Source organism: Corallococcus exiguus, from assembly GCF_009909105.1.
GTDB classification, from domain to species: Bacteria; Myxococcota; Myxococcia; order Myxococcales; family Myxococcaceae; genus Corallococcus; species Corallococcus exiguus.
This window is the reverse complement of record NZ_JAAAPK010000001.1, coordinates 1,549,879-1,565,207: the sequence shown is the minus strand read 5'-3', so window position 1 is coordinate 1,565,207 and position 15,329 is coordinate 1,549,879. Positions and strand designations below refer to the sequence as shown.

At 70.4% G+C, this 15,329-nt stretch carries 13 protein-coding genes and 1 tRNA gene; 8 read left to right on the top strand and 6 right to left on the bottom strand.

What is annotated here, in order from left to right; genetic code table 11:
• Nucleotides 1-72: 72 nt before the first annotated feature.
• From GTZ93_RS06450 to GTZ93_RS06440, 3 genes are all read right to left on the bottom strand, one after another.
• Entirely contained in the window at nt 73-1,533 is a 1,461-nt protein-coding gene (locus tag GTZ93_RS06450) for an alpha/beta fold hydrolase (RefSeq protein ID WP_139919843.1), read from the bottom strand.
• A 68-nt stretch (nt 1,534-1,601) separates the two neighbouring features.
• Nucleotides 1,602-2,156: a DNA-3-methyladenine glycosylase I gene (locus GTZ93_RS06445; RefSeq protein WP_139919844.1), complete on the bottom strand. Its 555-nt coding sequence runs from the start codon at nt 2,154-2,156 to the stop codon at nt 1,602-1,604.
• A 74-nt stretch (nt 2,157-2,230) separates the two neighbouring features.
• Complete coding sequence (locus tag GTZ93_RS06440; RefSeq protein WP_161662674.1) at nt 2,231-2,935, bottom strand: class I SAM-dependent methyltransferase; 705 nt, start codon at nt 2,933-2,935, stop codon at nt 2,231-2,233.
• Nucleotides 2,936-3,043: 108 nt separating this feature from the next.
• On the opposite strand from GTZ93_RS06440, the gene GTZ93_RS06435 reads away from it, so the two are divergent.
• Nucleotides 3,044-4,699, top strand: coding sequence for an FAD-binding dehydrogenase (locus GTZ93_RS06435; RefSeq protein WP_139919846.1), 1,656 nt, complete (start codon nt 3,044-3,046; stop codon nt 4,697-4,699).
• A gap of 54 nt (nt 4,700-4,753) precedes the next feature.
• Here the strand turns inward: GTZ93_RS06435 and GTZ93_RS06430 are convergent, their stop codons facing one another.
• Nucleotides 4,754-5,203, bottom strand: coding sequence for a GFA family protein (locus tag GTZ93_RS06430; protein WP_139919847.1), 450 nt, complete (start codon nt 5,201-5,203; stop codon nt 4,754-4,756).
• 144 nt (nt 5,204-5,347) lie between these two features.
• Here GTZ93_RS06430 and GTZ93_RS06425 point away from each other — a divergent pair, with 144 nt between their 5' ends.
• Both GTZ93_RS06425 and GTZ93_RS06420 read left to right on the top strand, forming a co-directional pair.
• Complete coding sequence (locus GTZ93_RS06425) at nt 5,348-7,321, top strand: S9 family peptidase (protein ID WP_139919848.1); 1,974 nt, start codon at nt 5,348-5,350, stop codon at nt 7,319-7,321.
• 43 nt (nt 7,322-7,364) lie between these two features.
• Complete coding sequence (locus GTZ93_RS06420) at nt 7,365-8,495, top strand: alpha/beta fold hydrolase (RefSeq protein WP_139919849.1); 1,131 nt, start codon at nt 7,365-7,367, stop codon at nt 8,493-8,495.
• Nucleotides 8,496-8,510: 15 nt separating this feature from the next.
• Here the strand turns inward: GTZ93_RS06420 and GTZ93_RS06415 are convergent, their stop codons facing one another.
• Complete coding sequence (locus GTZ93_RS06415; protein ID WP_139919850.1) at nt 8,511-9,011, bottom strand: MarR family winged helix-turn-helix transcriptional regulator; 501 nt, start codon at nt 9,009-9,011, stop codon at nt 8,511-8,513.
• A gap of 55 nt (nt 9,012-9,066) precedes the next feature.
• Between GTZ93_RS06415 and GTZ93_RS06410 the strand changes: the two genes are divergently transcribed.
• Nucleotides 9,067-10,344: an MFS transporter gene (locus GTZ93_RS06410; RefSeq protein ID WP_139919851.1), complete on the top strand. Its 1,278-nt coding sequence runs from the start codon at nt 9,067-9,069 to the stop codon at nt 10,342-10,344.
• Nucleotides 10,345-10,350: 6 nt separating this feature from the next.
• Here the strand turns inward: GTZ93_RS06410 and GTZ93_RS06405 are convergent, their stop codons facing one another.
• Nucleotides 10,351-11,322: a quinone oxidoreductase family protein gene (locus GTZ93_RS06405; protein ID WP_139919852.1), complete on the bottom strand. Its 972-nt coding sequence runs from the start codon at nt 11,320-11,322 to the stop codon at nt 10,351-10,353.
• A gap of 83 nt (nt 11,323-11,405) precedes the next feature.
• Here GTZ93_RS06405 and GTZ93_RS06400 point away from each other — a divergent pair, with 83 nt between their 5' ends.
• The 4 genes from GTZ93_RS06400 to GTZ93_RS06385 all read left to right on the top strand — a co-directional run bounded on the left by GTZ93_RS06400 (nt 11,406) and on the right by GTZ93_RS06385 (nt 15,310).
• Complete coding sequence (locus GTZ93_RS06400; RefSeq protein WP_161662673.1) at nt 11,406-11,564, top strand: hypothetical protein; 159 nt, start codon at nt 11,406-11,408, stop codon at nt 11,562-11,564.
• 99 nt (nt 11,565-11,663) lie between these two features.
• Nucleotides 11,664-11,748, top strand: a tRNA-Tyr gene (locus tag GTZ93_RS06395).
• 106 nt (nt 11,749-11,854) lie between these two features.
• Nucleotides 11,855-12,397 (top strand): HNH endonuclease, encoded by a 543-nt coding sequence (locus GTZ93_RS06390; protein ID WP_120578714.1) that lies wholly within the window; start codon nt 11,855-11,857, stop codon nt 12,395-12,397.
• A gap of 87 nt (nt 12,398-12,484) precedes the next feature.
• Entirely contained in the window at nt 12,485-15,310 is a 2,826-nt protein-coding gene (locus GTZ93_RS06385) for an AAA family ATPase (RefSeq protein ID WP_139919853.1), read from the top strand.
• Nucleotides 15,311-15,329 lie beyond the last annotated feature (19 nt).

Here is a 15,329-nt window from a genome sequence, read left to right as displayed (position 1 = left end):
CCCTCCAGGTCAGGAGGAGATCATGCGCCGGTGCGGGAGGTCGACCCCGCACCAGAGTTTTTCAGCAGCCTGCTAGGGCCGCACGCTCAGGGAAAAGTCCGCGCCGCGCCGCTTGAGCGCGCAGTCGACGGCGGGCGGGTGCGAGGGGTCCTGGAGGAAGGCCTCCACGATGCTCACGCCGCACGTGTTGAAGGAGGCTGCGTGGCTGCGGCCCCGCATGTCGACGGGGTACGCGTTGGGCATCGAATCGAGCAGCCGGTGACCCCACTCCGGAGGCGTGTCCGGGTCGAACTCGCCCGCGAAGACGAGCGCCGGCACATCGCTCTTCACCGGCTCGTTCTCCACGGCGGGCGCCGCGGTGACGTTCCACGCGCGGCACTCCTGCGGTGAAGCCGTCCCCTCATTCACTCCGCCCAGGCCCATGGCGGGCGCGAGCTGCGCGGCGATGCGCCCCGCGTCCTCGAAGGGCATTTCCTCGGCGCACCAGACTGAATAGCGCAGGCCCCAGGCCATGGACGAAGGCCCCTGGTTGTCGCTGATCAGCCCGCGCAGGGTCTCGAAACGCCCCTCGGAGGCGTCCACGATGAGCCTGGGAATGAGGGGGATCTGCACGGGTTCGTGCATGGCGGAGTAGACGGCCTCCACCACCTGCGCGCCCCGGACCTCCACCGGTCCGCCGCCCGCACGGATGGCCAGCTTCAAGGGGCGGCGGTCCGCGTCGGCCACCAGCTTCGTGAAGCGGGCGCGCAGGTCGGGATACCTTGCGCCGCACTCGCGGTCCACCGCGCACCCGTCGAACACCTGGTTCAGGACACGCAGCACGTTCGTCGCGGAGACCTCATCGAAGTTCACCTCCGGCGGCAGCACCGAATCCAGCACGACGCTCCGGACGCCAGCGGGATGCCGCCGCAGCACGGTCAACATCAGCCGCGTGCTGTACGACACGCCGTAGAGGTTCCACCGCGCCACGCCGAGCACCTTGCGGAGATCCTCGATGTCATCCGCGGCGGCCTCGCTGGTGTAGCCGTCCAGGTCCACGCCCGACGCGGTCAGCACCGCCCGGCAGCGTCCCGCGGCCTGCGTCAGCGCGGTGGTCGCCGCCGGCCCGCGCAGCCTGCCCGCGGCCAGCTCGCCCCTGAGGGTGGAGGTCTCCGGGCACAGGAGCGACGGCTGCGCGAACTTCGCGCCGCGCTGCTCCAGGACGATGTAATCGCGCTGGTCCAGGAGCTTGTTGTTCTTGCCGGAGGTGAAGTGCTCGACCGCGCTGAGGCCCGGGCCCCCGGGCATGAACAGCACTGGATCCGCCAGGGGCTTCGCGGCACGGCTGCGGAAGAGGGTCACGGGAAGGCGGATGGAGCGGCTGTCCGCCTTGTGCCGGTTCTCCGGCACCACCAGCAGGCCGCAGTCGATGCGCTCCGTAGCGGCGACCTCCACGGCGCAGGCGCCTGGCTCGAAGCGGGGAACCACGGGAGCCGGTTCAGCCCCGGTCTTCCACGAAAGCAACAGCACCGCGACGAGGAGGGGCAAGCGCATGCGCTCCGTTAAACCAGCACCCGGCGGCACAGGTCCACAGCCCCACCGCCCGCGATGTCCCCCTGCGCTCAGCGGTGCCGGAAGCAGTCCACCGTGTGGTCATCCACGATGCCCGTGGCCTGCATCCACGCGTAGACAATGACGGGCCCCACGAACTTGAAGCCGCGCTGCTTGAAGGCCTTGGCGTACGCCTCCGACAGCTCCGTCTTCGCCGGCACGTCGCCCCGGCCCTTCCACACATTGCGGATGGGCTTCCCGCCCGCCATGCCCCAGACGAACGCGGAGAAGTCCTCGCCCGCCTCCTGCATCTTCAAGTAGGCGCGCGCGTTGCCGATGGTCGCTTCAATCTTCGCGCGAGCCCGGACGATGCCCTCGTCCGCCATCAGGCGCGTGACGTCCTTCTCCGTGAAGCGCGCCACCACCTTCGGGTCGAAGCCCTTGAACGCCTTCCGGAAGGCCTCGCGCTTGCGCAGGATGACAATCCACGCGAGCCCCGCCTGGAAGCCCTCCAGCATCAACATCTCCCAGAGCGCGCGGCTGTCGCGCACGGGCACGCCCCACTCCTCGTCGTGGTAGGTCTGGTACAGCGGATCCGTCCCCACCCACACGCAACGCTGTTGCATCCGCGCTCCTCGCTGGTTCGCGGCAGGGGCTACCACGAAGACTGAACAGGCGGCCAGTCCCGTCGCCTGTCTTTTCAGCGCGGGCGCGTCAGCAGCGCGAACAGCCCGTCACTCCACCACCGGCCGCGCAGCCCCGGCACGAACCGCTGCCAGTACACGCTGCTGCGGGGAATCCGCCCGGGCAGCGGATAGTCGAAGTCGATGGACTGGAAGCCCGCCTCCACGGCCATGCGCCGCGCGTCCAGTTCCGTAATGGGCGTGATGTGTCCGGAGTCCCGGTAGTCCTGCTCGCAGAACGCGGGAAAGTAGCCCCGGACCAGGAAGGACAACCTTGCCGTCAGGCTGTCGTTGTTGGGCGTGGTGAAGAAGAGGTGGCCTCCGGGCTTGAGCACGCGGAAGGCCTCCTTCACGAAGTGGCGCGGGTTGGCCAGGTGCTCCAGCACCTCGATGGCGAACACCCAGTCCACCGACCCATCGCCCCACGGCAGCGCGTCCCGGGACACGTCCCGCAGCTGGAACTCCACGCCCGGCAGGCGGCTGGCGCCCGCGTCGTGGATGTCCGTGCTGAGGATGCGCTCGACGGCGGGGTTCTGCCGCAGCCGGCGGATCCACCCACCACTGCCCGAGCCCACGTCGAGCACCACGCCAAAGGCCCGCTGCCCCGCCACGCTCCAGGCCGCGTCCCGCAGCGGCTCCGGGGACAGCCCGTCCTGACGCTGCGCGTAGGCGGCGGCATCATGGCCCATCGGTCCCGTGTTGCCCTTCACATCTGGCTCCATGCGCGGGGAGTCTAGCCTCCGGAGCGCCGGGATGCGCAGGTGAAGGAAAGCTCTGCTCTCCGCGCGAAACGCTATCATCCGCGCGCCAGGTGCTACCGGGAGGCACGCATGGGACAGGAAGTGGATGTCATTGTCGTGGGCGGAGGGCTCGCGGGACTCGTCGCCGCGACCGAGCTCGCGGATGCGGGCAAGCGCGTCGCCGTGGTGGACCAGGAGGGACCGCAGAACCTGGGCGGCCAGGCGTTCTGGTCGTTCGGCGGCCTGTTCCTCGTGGACTCGCCCGAGCAGCGGCGCATGGGCATCAAGGACTCCCACGCGCTCGCGATGGTGGACTGGATGGGCACCGCCGCCTTCGACCGCGAAGAGGACCACTGGCCGCGTCAGTGGGCGGAGGCCTTCGTCAACTTCGCCGCGGGCGAGATGCGCCCCTGGCTGGTCCAACAGGGCATGAGCTGGTTCCCCGTGGTGGGCTGGGCGGAGCGAGGCGGCTACGGCGCCGTGGGCCACGGCAACTCCGTCCCCCGCTTCCACGTCACCTGGGGCACCGGCCCCGGCGTGCTGGAGCCCTTCGTCCGCCGCGCCAAGGCCGCGGAGGCCAAGGGCACCCTCACCTTCCACTTCCGCCACCGCGTGGACGAACTGCTCACGCAGAACGGCGCGGTGGTGGGCGTGCGCGGCATGGTGCTGGAGCCCACGGACGTCCCCCGGGGCGCCAGCAGCTCGCGCGTGACGACGGGCGACTTCGAGCTGCGCGCGAGCGCGGTCATCGTCACGTCCGGCGGCATTGGCGGCAACCACGAGCTGGTGCGCAAGGCGTGGCCCGAGCGCATGGGCCCCGCGCCGAAGTTCATGATTCAGGGCGTGCCCGACCACGTGGACGGCCGGATGATCGCCATCACGGAGGCCGCGGGTGGACGCCTCATCAACCGCGACCGCATGTGGCACTACACGGAGGGCCTGCGGAACTGGAACCCCATCTGGCCCCGTCACGGCATCCGCATCCTGCCGGGCCCCAGCTCGCTGTGGCTGGACGCCACCGGCAAGCGCCTGCCGCCGCCGCTGTTCCCCGGCTTCGACACGCTGGGCACGCTGGAGCACATCCTCAAGACGGGCCACGAGCACACCTGGTTCATCCTCAACCAGTGGATCATCAAGAAGGAGTTCGCGCTCTCCGGTTCGGAGCAGAACCCGGACCTCACGGGCAAGGACTGGCTGGGCGTGCTCAACCGCGCCGTGGGCAAGAAGGCCATGGGCCCGGTGGAGGCCTTCAAGGAGAAGGGCGAGGACTTCGTCATCTCCAACAACCTGCGCGACCTGGTCGCCGGGATGAACGCGAAGACGGAAGCCCCGCTGCTGGACTTCGCCACGGTGGAGCGCGAGGTGAAGGCCCGCGACCTCCAGATGGACAACCCCTTCAGCAAGGACCTGCAGCTCGCGGCCATCCGCCAGGCGCGCAACTACCGGGGTGACAAGCTGGTGCGCACCGCGAAGCTACACCGCATCCTGGACCCCAACGCGGGGCCGCTCATCGGCGTGAAGCTGAACATCCTCACGCGCAAGACGCTGGGCGGCTTCGAAACGGACCTCCAGGGCCGCGTCTTCAACGCCCAGGGGAAGACCATCCCAGGGCTCTATGCGGCAGGTGAGGTGGCCGGCTTCGGAGGCGGTGGCGTCCACGGCTACCGCGCCCTGGAAGGCACGTTCCTGGGAGGCTGCATCTTCTCCGGCCGCGCCGCGGGCCGGGCCGCCTCGGGGAATGTGTAGTCATGGGCGGTGACGGGCAGGGGCGCGTCAAGGCCCCTGCCCCTCCGGGCGTCCTCAGGCGGCGGCCTGGAAGGGCCACGGAGTGGAGCGCGCCCCGGCCATCCAGTTGTCGTGCCGGCCGTCCCAGTACTTGAAGGTGAGCAGCGACGGGTCCACGTCATCCAGCGTGTTGACGTAGATGGAGACGAACTTCCCGCCCAGCTCCGGGACGTCGCCGTCGCCGAAGCACACGACGCCGCAGCGACCGCAGAAGCTGCGCGTGTTGGGGCTGCCGTCGCGCCCGTACTTCTTGATGGCGTCCTGGCCCTTGAGGAGCCGGAAGGCGTCCGGCTTCATCCCCGCGCCGCCGCCGTAGCCGTACTTCATGCAGATGGTGCAGTTGCAGCGGGTCACGTCCGCCAGGTCCACGGAGGCCTCGTAACGCACGGCGCCACACAGGCAGCCGCCCGCGTAGGTGTGCAGGCCGCTCAGGGCAGGGGTCTTCTGAAGGTCGTTCTGGGTCATGGCGGAATCTCCGGTGCCGCGTTGTGGGAACGAACCCAATGTCGCCCCTGCCAGTGACAGCCTTATGTCAGGTTTGTCGCCGCCTCTGTTGAACCCGGCGGGGCCTGGCCCAGAGTGCCCCGGTCCGCCGCTCCCGGAGGCCGCATGCCCGCGTGGAAGTCCCTGTCCCGTGTCCTTGCCCCGACGTTGCTCCTGCCGCTGCTGGGGGCCGCGCCGCCCGCCACCCTGCCCGCCACGAAGCCCGCTTCGGCCGTGAAGGCGGTCGCGGGCGCGACGGCGGCCCGGCCGTCGAAGCAGTACTCGGTGGAGCAGTTCATGGGGTCCACGGAGGTGATGGCCCCGGTCTTCACCTCGGATGGCAAGCAGCTGCTCTTCTCGTCGAACGCGTCCGGCATCTTCAACGTGCACAGCGTGCCGGTGGGTGGGGGCAAGCCCACCGCGCTGACGCGCTCGAAGACGGACAGCATCCGGGTGGTGGGGGCCTTCCCGCGCGACAGCCGCTTCCTCTTCGAGCGCGACAAGGGCGGCGATGAGCAGACGCACGTCTACGTGCGCACGCCGGACGGCAAGGAGAAGGACCTCACGCCCATGAAGCAGGGCGTGGCCGGCTTCCTGGGCTTCAGCCACGACGACAGCGCGTTCTACCTCACCACCAACGAGCGCGACCCGGGCGCCATGGACGTGTACCGCTATGACGCGAAGACGTACGCGCGCACGCTCCTGGCCCAGAACGACAAGGGGTTCGGCGTCGCCGCCGTGGCCCCGGACGAGAGCTGGGTGGCGCTGGAGGAGGCGATCACCACGTCGGACGGCAACGTGTGGCGCTACGACGTCGCGACGAAGGCACTGAAGAACCTCACGCCCCACACGGGCTCGGCCAGCTACCGGGTGGGAGACATCCACCCTGTCACCGGGGAGTTGTACGTCATCACGGACGACGGCTCGGAGTTCACCCGGGTGGTGCGCCCGGCGAAGGAGGCCGGCAGGTGGGAGGACGTGGAGAAGGCGGACTGGGACATCTATGGCACGCACTTCTCGCGCTCGGGGGCGTTCCGCGTCTCCATCATCAACGTGGACGCTGGCATCGAGGTGCGCCTGCACGACGTGAAGGCCGGCACCCAGGTTCCGCTGACGCAGCTCCCCGCCGGGATGATCTCCGAGGTCGTCTTCTCCCGTGACGAGAAGCAGCTGGCGGTCCAGCTGGAGACGGACCGCACCTCCGCGAACCTCTATGTCCTGGACCTAGCCACGAAGAAGACCCGGCGCGTGACGGACACGATGAGCCGCGAGCTCGACTCCGAGGACCTGGTGGACGCGCAGGTGGTGCGCTTCAAGTCCTTCGACGGGATGGAGATCCCCAACCTGCTCTTCAAGCCGCACCAGGCGACGGCGGAGCACAAGGCCCCCGCCATCGTCTACGTGCACGGCGGCCCCGGCGGCCAGACGAGCCGGGGCTACAACAACTTCGTCCAGTACCTGGTGAACCGCGGCTACGTGGTGCTGGGCATCAACAACCGGGGCAGCACCGGCTACGGCAAGACGTTCCTGAGGGCGGACGACCAGAAGCACGGCAAGGATCCGCTGCGAGACTGCGTGGAGGCGCGCAAGTACCTGGCGAGCCTGCCGTACGTGGACGGCTCGCGCGTGGGCATCCTCGGCGCCAGCTACGGTGGCTACATGGTGCTGGCGGCGCTCGCCTTCCACCCGGACTCCTTCGACGTGGGCGTGGACGTCTTCGGCCCGTCCAACTGGCTGCGCACGCTCAAGAGCATGCCGCCCGAGTGGGGCGCCTTCCGTCAGGCCATGTTCCAGGAGATGGGCAACCCGGAGACGCAGGAGGTGATGCTCAAGGAGATCTCCCCCTTCTTCCACGCGGAGCGCATCCAGAAGCCGCTGTTCGTCGTGCAGGGCGCCAACGACCCGCGCGTCCCCCAGGCGGAATCTGACGACATCGTCGCGGCGGTGAAGAAGAACGGCGTGCCCGTGGAGTACCTGCTGCTCCCCGACGAGGGCCACGGCTTCAAGAAGAAGAAGAACGAGGCGGAGGTGGACCGGCGCGTCCTGGAGTTCTTCGACCGCTACCTGAAGGCCGCCACCGCCACGGCCCCCAAGCCCTGAGGGGCGCTTTACAGTACCTGCACATGCAGGTATTTCCCCCGGCATGACGATTTCCGTCCGCCGGCCTCGCGTCCTGCTGTCCGTGCTGTTGGGGCTGTCCCTGGGGTGCGCCACCGCGCGTCCCCAGGCCGCCTCGGCGCCTGTGGAGACAACGGTGTCGGCGTCCGAGCCACTCGTGGCCCAGGAGGCAGACGCGGTCTTCACCAGCTACCGCTTCCAGGATGGGGCGGTGCTGCCGGAAGTGCGCATCCACTACGCGACGCTGGGCACGCCGCGCCGGGACGCCTCCGGCGCGGTGACGAACGCGGTGCTGCTCCTGCACTGGACGAGCGCGAGCGGCGAGGTGCTGCGGAGCAAGTCCTTCCAGGACGCGCTGTTCGCGCCGGGCCGTCCGCTGGACGCGACGAAATACCTCCTCATCTTCCCGGACAGCGTGGGCCACGGCCGCTCCAGCAAGCCGAGCGACGGCCTGCGCACGAAGTTCCCGGCCTACGGCTACCGGGACATGGTGGAGCTTCAGCACCAGCTCGTGACGCGGACGCTGGGCATCCGGCGTCTGCACGCCATCGTGGGCCTGTCCATGGGCGGCATGAACGCGTGGCAGTGGAGCGAGCTGTACCCGGACGCGGTGGAGGGCGTGATGCCCATCGTGTCCCTGCCCACGCGCATCGCGGGGCGCAACCTGCTGTGGCGGCGCTTCGTGTCGGGACAGATCCGCAACGACCCGGAATGGAAGGACGGCCTCTACACCGCGCAGCCCCGGGGCTGGCTGGAGGCGTTCCCGGTCTTCCGGATGATGCTGGACGGGGTGCCGCACCTGCAGGCCACGCTTCCGGATGCGCAGTCGGCGGATGCCTTCATCGCGACGGCACGGGCGCAGGCGGCGGGCATGGACGCCAATGACATCCTGTACTCGCTGGAGTCCTCGCGGGACTACGACCCGGAGGGCGCGCTCGGGGACATCCAGGCCCACGTGTTCGCGCTCAACTTCTCCGACGACGAGTTCAACCCTGTCACCCTGCGCACGCTGGAGACGTTGATGCCGAGGGTAAAGCGCGGCCGCTTCGTGGTGCAGGAAGGCAGCGCGAGCTCCTTCGGCCACTTCACCCAGGCACACCCGGAGCTGTGGGCGGATCAGGTCGCCGCGTTCCTGAAGTTCCTCGAGGAGGGGTGAGCCGTGGGGATGCGCTCAGCGTCCGCTGCGGCGAGTTTTGCCCTTGGGAGCCGGAGGGGCTTCGGCCTCCGCTTCGGCTTCGCCCAGTCCCGTCCGGGAGACGGCGGCCAGCAGGTCCCGCAGCGCGGTGGCCTGGGTGTTGCCCACGGCGTTCTCGAAGTCCGACTGGGCGCGCAGCCACAGGGGCCGGGCCTTGCGGTAGACGCCCTGCCCTTCCGGAGTGATGGCGATGGCGCGCTGGCGCCGGTCGGTGCGGCCCACCTCCAGCACCACGAAGCCGTCCTTCAAGAGGGGCTTCAGGTTGTGGGTGAGCGTGGAGGGGTCCATGACGAGCTGATCCGCCAGCGCGTTCACGGTCAGCGGGCCCTGGGTCTGGACGCGGTGGAGGATGGAGTACTGCGTCGTCCGAAGGCCGCTGGGCGCGAGCACCTGATCATAGAACTGAGTGACGTGACGGCTGGCCTGCCGCAGCGCCAGGCAATTGCAGAGGGTGCGCTGGAGTTCGTCTTGGGACATCGCTGCCGGAAAGTATACGTGGGCCCGGGCGTGGCCGCTTGAAGGAGACACCGTTATGAGGACACGCCGGTTTCATTATGCGTGGGTGATGGCCGCGGCCATCTTCGTGGTGCTCCTGTGCGCGGCGGGCGTGCGGGCGACCCCGAGCGTCTTCATCGTCCCGCTGGAGCGGGAGTTCGGCTGGAGCCGGGCCCTCGTCTCCTCGGCCGTGTCGGTGAACCTGGTGCTCTACGGGCTCGTGGGGCCGTTCGCCGCGGCGCTGATGCAGAAGTTCGGCATCCGGCGCACGACGCTCGTGTCCCTCTGCATCATCGCGGTGGGCGTGGCGCTGACGAACTTCATCCACGCGCCGTGGCAGCTGCTGCTCTTCTGGGGCGTGCTGGTGGGGCTGGGCACGGGCACGACGGCGATGGTGCTGGGCGCCACGGTGGTGCAGCGCTGGTTCGTCGCGAGGCGCGGGCTGGTGATGGGCGTGCTGACCGCGAGCACGGCCACGGGGCAACTGGTGTTCCTTCCATTGCTCGCGATGCTGGTGGAGCACCGCGGCTGGCGCGTCGTGTCCTTCACCGTGGCGGGCGTGGTGGCGTGCGTGATTCCGCTCGTCGCATGGCTCGTGCGCGACCGGCCGTCGGACGTGGGGCTGAAGCCCTACGGAGCCGCTCCGGAGGACGAGGAGGTGAAGCCGTCCAGCGTCAATCCGCTCGCCAACGCGCTGGGGGCGCTGGGGCGGGCTTCGCGCAAGCGGGACTTCTGGCTGCTCGCGGGGAGCTTCTTCATCTGCGGCGCGACGACGAACGGGCTGGTGGGCACGCACCTGATTCCGGCGTGCATGGACCACGGCATCCCGGAGGTACGGGCTGCGGGGTTGCTCGCGCTGATGGGCATCTTCGACCTGGTGGGCACGACGGCGAGCGGCTGGATGTCGGACCGCTTCGACAACCGCTGGCTGTTGTTCTGGTACTACGGCCTGCGAGGGCTGGCGCTGCTCTACCTGCCGAGCGCCTTCGAGATGTCCCTCTTCGGCCTGCCGTTGTTCGCGGTGTTCTACGGCCTGGATTGGATCGCCACGGTGCCACCGACGGTGCGCCTGACGACGCAGACGGTGGGTGCGGAGGACGGGCCCATCGCCTTCGGCTGGGTGGTGGCAGCGCACCAGGTGGGCGCGGGCCTGGGAGCACTGGGCGCGGGCGTCATCCGCACGTCGCTGGAGACGTACACGCCCGCCTGGGTCGTCGCGGGCGTCATCTGCCTCGCGGCGGCACTGGTGGTGCTGCGCATCGGACGTGGCTCCGCTTCATCACCGCCGGTGGTGGGCGCGCCCGCGACTCACTGAAGGACTTCAGTCCGAGCCCAGCAGCACGACCTTGCCCACCGTGCTCCGCCCTTCCAACTGGCGGTGGGCCTCTTCCGCGCGGGACAGCGGCAGCGCCAGTCCCACCACGATGCGCAGGCGCTTCGCCACGACCTCCGCCAGCAGCGCCTCACGCGCCTTGCGCTGCACCTCCGGGGGCGTGGGCGTGCGCAGCCAGTAGGCGCCCACGGTGAGCGACTTCGCGTAGAGCGACTCCACCTCCACGGACGGCGGGTGGCCGCTGGCGTTGCCGTAGCTCACCAGGTGCCCGAAGGGCGCCAGCGCATCCAGGCTGGCCTGCCAGGTGCTCGCGCCCACGGAGTCCAGCACGCGCTCCACGCCGCGCCCCTGCGTCAGCTCGCGCACGCTCGCCGCGACGTCCTCCTGGTCGTAGCGGATGACGGCGTCCGCGCCCACGTCCCGCGCGAGCTTCGCCTTCGCCTCGCCCGACACCGTGCCGATGACCCGCGCTCCCGCCGCCTTCGCCAGCTGCACCGCGAGCAGCCCCACGCCGCCGGCCGCCGCGTGGATGAGCACCGTCTGCCCCGCCTCCACGCGCCCCACGGTGTGCACCACGTGGTACGCCGTCAGGCCCTGCACCAGCAGCGCGGCGGCCTCCTCGAAGGACACCTCCGGTGGCAGCACCAGCAACTCTTCCACCGGCGCGAGCGCGGCCTCCGCGTAGGCCTCCTTCGTCAGGGCGACCACGCGGCGGCCCACCCAGGATGCGTCCACACCCGGCCCTACCGCTCGCACCACGCCCGCGGCTTCGCTGCCCAGGATGCGAGGCAGGGGCGCCTGGGCGTCGTACAGCCCGCGGCGGCGCTCGGTGTCCGCGAAGTTCACGCCCGCGGCATGGACTCGCACGAGCACCTGGCCCGGCCCGGGCACGGGCTCCGGCGCGTCCTCCCAACGGAGGACCTCCGGCCCTCCCACCTGGTGGTAGCGGATGGCTTTCATGCGCGGAGTCCTAACGTCCACACCGCTTGCCTGTCAGGACTGAATTTCCGCCGCCGTCGCTGGGAGCGAAAGGAGCGGTCCCGATGCGCCAGGCGACGAAGCAGGCCCCGATGAACCTCAAGCACCCGAATCCTTCCGGTCACGGCATCGACGCGGCCTCGCGTCCCAGCCCGGCGACCGCTCCTTCCACGTGCCGCTGGCGGGACTTCGCGTCCTATCGCCTCGCCTCGCCCGGCTCCTGAAGGCGCCCTGCTCCGTCCCTGACGCGGCATGGCCCTGGAGGCCGGGCTCCCGACAAGGGGACCCGGCCTTCTTCACGTCCGGGCTCCCGCTCACCTTCCGGGGACGTAGAGCGTTACGGAGACGCGCTGGCCTGTAGAGCCGGAGCCCTTGGAAGCCCGCTGGGTTCGACTCCCAGCGTCCCCACTCCCTCACCCACATAGGCCGCGCACCGGGTGCAGTCTGGATTCCAAATCCGGACGAGCAGGGTTCGACTCCCTGGCGGCCTGTCCCGCCCGAAAGGCCCTGTGTCATGGAAACGCTGGTGCTGAGCCAGTCCTATGAACCCGTCGCACGCATCCCCTGGCAACGCGCCATCATGCTGCTCGTCCAGGGCAAGGTGGAGGTCGTCGAGGAGTACGAGGACCGCGTCATCCGCTCGGTGACGGTGGAGCTGCGCATGCCGTCCGTCATCCGCTTCGTGCGCGCCCTGTGGAAGGGCCCGCGCGGCGTGCGCTTCAGCCGTGAGAACGTCTACCAGCGCGACCAGTGCCGCTGCCAGTACTGCGGCCACAAGGTGACCCGTCCGGAGGCCACGTACGACCACGTGCTGCCGCGCGCGCAGGGCGGCCGCACGAGCTGGGAGAACATCGTCATCGCCTGCGTGCCCTGCAACCAGAAGAAGGGCAACCGCACCCCGGCGCAGGCGCGCATGACGCTGCGCACCGTGCCCGCGAAGCCGAAGCGGCTGCCGGACGCGCTGGTCGTCTCGTTCCTCGTGGAGAAGGGCCTGCCCCTGTCCTGGCGCAAGTTCCTGAGGGACGTGGCCTATTGGCACACGGAGCTGGAAGCGTAGGTCCCGGCCCAAGGGTGGGCCGGGACTTCGCTTCCGCGCCGCAACGGTTAGAGTGCCGCACGTCGAGGGGGCGTTCCGGACCACACCATGGCGACGAGGAAGAACGAAGACCAGGAGCGGCTCATCGACCGCGACCTCACCGCGATGGCGCGCGAGGGCAAGCTGCCGGCCGCCCACGGCGTGGACACCGCCGTGACGGAGGTGCTGGGGCTGCTGACGCGCGGAGGCAAGCACCCGCTGCTGGCGGGCGAGCCCGGCGTGGGCAAGAGCGCGCTCGTGCAGGAGGTGGCCCGCCGCATCGCCGAAGGGCGAGTGGACGGCGACCTGGCCCAGGCGCGGCTCGTGGAGGTGTCCGTCGCGAACATCCTGGCGCGCAGCACCCAGCGCCAGGCGGCCGAGTCCTTCGAGGAGCTGCTCATCCACCTGGGCCGCCACCCCTGCCCCATCGTCTACATCCGTGACCTGCCGGTGGCCCTGGGCGGGCCCCTGGCGCCCGTGGCCGTGCGCGCGCTGCGCACCGGCGGCCTGCGCTTCATCTTCGAGACCGAACCCAAGCGCGTGCAGGAGCTGCTGCGCGCCGACGAGGCCCTGGCCGAGCGGCTCCACCTGTTGCCCCTGAACGAGCCGCCGCTGGAGAAGGCGCGCTGGATCGTCGGCCGCGTGGCGGAGGAGCTGGAGCGCGAGCTGCGGCTGCCCATCGACCCGGCCGCGTGCGACCTGGCGCTGCGCCTGTCCGCGAAGTTCCTCCTGGCGCAGCACATGCCGCGCAAGGCCATCGAGCTGCTCAAGGAGACGGCGGCGGAGGCCGCGGGCGTGGCGCGCGACCACGTGGGGCCGGAGGATGTGCTCACCCGCTTCTGCGCCGCCACGCGACTGCCCCGCTTCGTCGTGGACGACGCGATGCCGCTGGACCTGGAGGAGACGGAGCGCTTCTTCGGGGAACGGCTGCTCGGCCAGACGGACGCGGTGGCCGCGGTGCTGCGCTCGGTGGCGCTGCTCAAGGCGGGGCTCAACGACCCGCGCCGCCCGCTGGGCGTGTTCCTCTTCGCCGGGCCCACGGGCGTGGGCAAGACGCAGCTGGCGAAGCTGCTGGCGGAGTACCTCTTCGGTTCCGCCGACAGGCTGGTGCGCCTGAACATGGCGGACTACCCCAACGACGGCGACGAGAGCGTCCCCTTCGGCGCGTCGTGGGCGCCCGCGCTGGAGACGCGGCGCGGAGAGCTGTCCGCGCTGCTCGACGGCAAGGTGTTCACCGTGCTGCTGCTGGACGAGTTCGAGAAGGCCGCGCGCAGCGTGCACGACCGCTTCCTCCAGCTCTTCGACGAGGGCACCTTCGTCAACGGCGCGGGCGAGGCGGTGTCGTGCAACAACACGCTCATCGTGGCCACGTCCAACGTGGGCTCGGAGGTGTACCGCGAGGCGGGCCTGGGCTTCGCCGCGCACAAGCGCGCCGACGAGCAGGTGTCGGAGGTGGACCGCCGCATCGCGGAGGCCTTCCGTCCGGAGTTCCTCAACCGCTTCGACGCCATCTGCCACTTCCGTCCGCTGTCGCGCGTGGACATCCGCAAGATTGCCCAGCGCGAGGTGGGCCGCGTGCTGGAGCGAGAAGGCATCCGCGCCCGCGCCCTGGACGTGGAAGTGACACCGGAGGTGGTGGACCGGCTGGTGGAGCGCGGCTATTCGCCGCAGTTCGGCGCGCGCTACCTGCAGCGTGAAATCGAGAAGACGCTCACCGCGGCGCTCGCGGTGGAGATTGCTCGCAGGCCGCTGCCGCCGGGTACGCCCGTGCGCGTGGAGGCTCGTCCTGGAGGCCGCGTGGTGGCGGTCGCGGAGCCCGTGCCGACTCCTCGCGAGGTGACGGCGCAGCTGCTCCTGCCCACGCCGAAGGCCGCGGCGGTGAAGCGCCGGTTGGACCGCAAGTCGCTGCTGATTGAGATGGACCGGCTGGTGGGCCGTGCCCGCGCGCTCGCCGAGTCCACGGGGCGGTCGGAGCTGGAGGCGCGCCGCGCGGCGCTGCTCGCGGAGACGCAGGCGCCCAACCTCTGGGACGACTCGCAGCGCGCGGCGGACGTCCTCCGCGCCTTCCGCACGGTGGAGGCGCAGCTGGGAGAGCTGGACCGCCTGGAGGCGGCGTGCAACTTCGGGCGCCGGCTGGTGCGCGAGGCGAAGAACGAGGTGCAGCTGGGCTCCGCCGCGAAGCAGGTGGAGGAGGTCGCGCGAGAGGTCCAGATGGCGGAGGCGCTGCGGGCCGCCGGGGCCACGACGTTGGACAACGAGGCGCTGGTGGACATCTGCGCCAGCGACGCGTCCGAGCTGCAGGACGCGTGGGTGCAGGAGCTGGCCACCATGTACCTGGGCTGGGCGCAGCGCCGGGGCTACGAGGCCACCGCCGTCGCGGAAGCGGACGCCCCCGCGCGCGTGGTGGTGCGCATCGCCGGACCGGGCGCGTACGGATTCCTCGCGGGCGAGGCGGGGCTGCACCGCCGCCTGGAGGACGAGAAGCGCCAGCGCGCGTACGTGCGCGTGCACCGGGGCGGACCGATGGAGGAGGTGGAGCGGGAGCTGCTGGTGCTGGAAGGCCGGCCGGTGAAGAGCCGCGAAGGCGAGTACCTCCAGCGCGTGCGCAACGAAGTCACCGCGAAGGACGAAGCGACGGGCCGCGTGCTCACGCTCATTGGCGCCGGGGAGCTGGACGAGCTCAAGGGCATCGCCGCGCGCGTCGTCGCCGGCCAGGGCGCCAGCACCGACGAAGCCCGCCGCTACTTCCTGGGCCGTGGAGCGCGGGTGGAGGATCCACGCACGGGCGCGGGGACGCCCCGAGTGAAGGACGTGATGCGAGGCGAATTGGACGTGTTCATCGCCGCGTGGATCTCCCGTCCGCCCCCGGAGGGGGGCGCCACGCCGCTGTCCTGAGCCGTCGGGGCGTCCCCGG

Bases quoted from the DNA above. Each gene is read 5' to 3' on its own strand.
- GTZ93_RS06400 (WP_161662673.1), top strand. From the start codon at position 11,406: ATGCGCCAGGCGACGAAGCAGGCCCCGATGAACCTCAAGCACCCGAAT.
- GTZ93_RS06385 (WP_139919853.1), top strand. From the start codon at position 12,485: ATGGCGACGAGGAAGAACGAAGACCAGGAGCGGCTCATCGACCGCGAC.
- GTZ93_RS06405 (WP_139919852.1), bottom strand. From the start codon at position 11,322: ATGAAAGCCATCCGCTACCACCAGGTGGGAGGGCCGGAGGTCCTCCGT.
- GTZ93_RS06415 (WP_139919850.1), bottom strand. From the start codon at position 9,011: ATGTCCCAAGACGAACTCCAGCGCACCCTCTGCAATTGCCTGGCGCTG.
- GTZ93_RS06435 (WP_139919846.1), top strand. From the start codon at position 3,044: ATGGGACAGGAAGTGGATGTCATTGTCGTGGGCGGAGGGCTCGCGGGA.
- GTZ93_RS06440 (WP_161662674.1), bottom strand. From the start codon at position 2,935: ATGGAGCCAGATGTGAAGGGCAACACGGGACCGATGGGCCATGATGCC.
- GTZ93_RS06425 (WP_139919848.1), top strand. From the start codon at position 5,348: ATGCCCGCGTGGAAGTCCCTGTCCCGTGTCCTTGCCCCGACGTTGCTC.
- GTZ93_RS06430 (WP_139919847.1), bottom strand. From the start codon at position 5,203: ATGACCCAGAACGACCTTCAGAAGACCCCTGCCCTGAGCGGCCTGCAC.
- GTZ93_RS06445 (WP_139919844.1), bottom strand. From the start codon at position 2,156: ATGCAACAGCGTTGCGTGTGGGTGGGGACGGATCCGCTGTACCAGACC.
- GTZ93_RS06450 (WP_139919843.1), bottom strand. From the start codon at position 1,533: ATGCGCTTGCCCCTCCTCGTCGCGGTGCTGTTGCTTTCGTGGAAGACC.
- GTZ93_RS06410 (WP_139919851.1), top strand. From the start codon at position 9,067: ATGAGGACACGCCGGTTTCATTATGCGTGGGTGATGGCCGCGGCCATC.
- GTZ93_RS06420 (WP_139919849.1), top strand. From the start codon at position 7,365: ATGACGATTTCCGTCCGCCGGCCTCGCGTCCTGCTGTCCGTGCTGTTG.
- GTZ93_RS06390 (WP_120578714.1), top strand. From the start codon at position 11,855: ATGGAAACGCTGGTGCTGAGCCAGTCCTATGAACCCGTCGCACGCATC.